The 1453-nt window shown below is 77.2% G+C and carries 3 protein-coding genes; 1 reads left to right on the top strand and 2 read right to left on the bottom strand.

The annotated features are described in order from the left end of the window. Positions 1-318: LGFP repeat-containing protein (locus HLV61_RS23070; RefSeq protein WP_369259755.1), on the top strand; the 318-nt coding region annotated here is incomplete at its 5' end. A 161-nt stretch (positions 319-479) separates the two neighbouring features. Here HLV61_RS23070 and HLV61_RS23065 read toward each other — a convergent pair. Further along, the gene (locus tag HLV61_RS23065) at positions 480-965 is read right to left on the bottom strand and encodes a hypothetical protein (protein ID WP_369259753.1); all 486 of its coding nucleotides are present in this window, start codon (positions 963-965) and stop codon (positions 480-482) included. After that, the coding region (locus tag HLV61_RS23060) for an LGFP repeat-containing protein (RefSeq protein WP_369259751.1) at positions 962-1453 on the bottom strand (492 nt) is incomplete at its 5' end. The genes HLV61_RS23065 and HLV61_RS23060, both read right to left, overlap by 4 nt.

Below are 1453 nucleotides of genomic sequence, written 5' to 3'. Positions count from 1 at the left end.
GTCGCGGGCATCCTGGAGACCTGGATCCGCCAGGGCTACGAGACCGGCCCGCTCGGCTACCCCGTCAGCAACGAGACGGCCACGGCGACCGGGGGGTCGCACAACTGGTTCCAGGGCGGGGCGGTCTACTGGTCGCCGTCCACCGGCGCGCACTGGCTCGGCGGGCCGATCCTGCACGCCTGGATCGCGCAGGGCTTCGAGACCGGCCCGCTCGGCTACCCCGCCAGCGACCCGCACCCCGTCCCGGGCGGCACGGCCGTCGACTTCCAGGGCGGCACCCTCGTCGTCGACGGCGCCGGCACGGTGGTCCGGCGCTGAGGACCGGCCTCCCGCCGGCCTGACCCCAGCAGGGCCGGCCGACGACCTCCGGTGGGCACGTCCCCACCGGAGGTCGTCGGCCGCTGCGCGGGGACGTCCGGGCGTCCCGTCGGACCGGGGTCCAGGGGCAGGGGCACAGGGGTGAGGTGCAGGGGCGGGGCTCAGCCCGAGCAGGTGGCGTCCATGACGAGGGTGCCGACGACCTGTCCGGCGGCCACCAGGTCGGCGGCCAGGTGCAGCACCGCGCCCTCGACCGCGAGGTCGCCCGCGGCGACCGACGACGTCGTCTCCAGGCCCACGTCCCGGACGGCCACCTCGGCGCCCGCGGGGTCGAAGGTGAGGACGACGGACGCGCCTCCCGCCTCGGCGGCCACGACCGTCCGGTCGCCCTCGGAGGTGCAGGTGCCGGTGAGCGGGGAGCGGAGCTCACCGAGGCCGCTGTAGGTCAGCACGACCGTCCCGGAGGCGGGGCCGTCGGGCAGTCCGGCGACCGTGGCGGCCTCGGAGGCGCCGGCGAGGGGCGGGAGCGGGACCGGCGAGGACGAGGGGCGAGTGCTCTCCGCCTCGCCGGCGGTGCAGCCGGCCAGGGCGGCCACGGCGAGCGCGAGGGCGGCCGGCCACGTCCGCCGCAGCGGGGTCCGCGTCACCGGGTGACGCTCCGGCTGCTGGTGACCGTGCCGGTGGCGTCCACGGTCAGCGTGCCGCCCTGGAAGTCGACGGCGGTGCCACCGGGAACGGGGTGCGGATCACTGGTCGGGTAACCCAGCGGGCCGGTCTCGAAGCCCTGCGCGATCCAGGCGTGCAGGATCGGGCCGCTCAGGACGTGGGCGCCGGTGGCCGGGGACGCGTAGACCGCCCCGCCCTGGAACCAGGCGAAGGAGCCGCCGCCGGGGAGCCGGCCGAGGTCGCCGGCGGGATAGCCGAGGGGCCCGCCCTCCCGGCCCTGCGCCGCCCACGCGTCGAAGACCGGGCCGGTGAGCCAGTGGGCGCCGGTGGCGGGCGACCAGTAGACCGCGCCGTGCTGGAACGCGTTGTACGAGCCGCCGGTCGGTGTGGGGGTCTCGTTGCTGACGGGGTAGCCGAGCGGGCCGGTCTCGTAGCCCTGGCGGATCCAGGTCTCCAGGATGCCCGCGAC

Origin of the sequence: Geodermatophilus amargosae, assembly GCF_041028265.1 — a bacterium.
Lineage (GTDB): Bacteria > Actinomycetota > Actinomycetes > Mycobacteriales > Geodermatophilaceae > Geodermatophilus > Geodermatophilus amargosae_A.
The sequence above is the reverse complement of the archived record's forward strand: the minus strand, read 5'-3'. Positions and strand labels throughout refer to the sequence as shown.